Source organism: Arthrobacter sp. 18067 (assembly GCF_902706295.1).
GTDB lineage: Bacteria > Actinomycetota > Actinomycetes > Actinomycetales > Micrococcaceae > Arthrobacter.
Genome location: NZ_CACSJJ010000090.1, coordinates 1 through 420, shown reverse-complemented (window position 1 = coordinate 420; position 420 = coordinate 1). Strand labels below are relative to the sequence as shown.

The following is a 420-nucleotide window of genomic DNA, read 5'->3' as shown; positions in this document are numbered from 1 at the left end:
GCCCGCACCAGCGCCGTTTCCAATCCTTCTTGTGTCATGCGCCTGACCTATGCCTCTTGAAGCCCCCTGCCAAGAAGGCCGGGTGTTGACGCTCAACGGCTCACCGCCCAAAGAGGCCGCACTACCGGCGCTGCCGAGTCCGGTGCGGCGCCACCATGCATAGCGGAGTCATGATGCAGCCGACCCAGCGCCGTCTCGCCAATGCCATCCGGGCACTGGCCATGGACGCGGTCGAGGCCGCCAATAGCGGCCATCCGGGCATGCCAATGGGCATGGCGGACGCCGCCACCGCCCTCTTCACCAAGGTAATGAAGTACGATCCGGCCGATCCCAAGTGGCCCGATCGCGACCGTTTCGTGCTGTCGGCCGGCCACGGATCGATGCTGATCTACGCGCTGCTGCACCTGACCGGCTACGAGC

The 420-nt window shown here is 66.0% G+C and carries 1 protein-coding gene; it reads left to right on the top strand.

All coding sequences use genetic code 11. The features are described 5' to 3' along the window. Positions 1-170 precede the first annotated feature (170 nt). Positions 171-420, top strand: a 250-nt coding sequence (locus GVL04_RS24215; RefSeq protein ID WP_369122341.1) for a hypothetical protein, incomplete at its 3' end; no start/stop codon positions are given.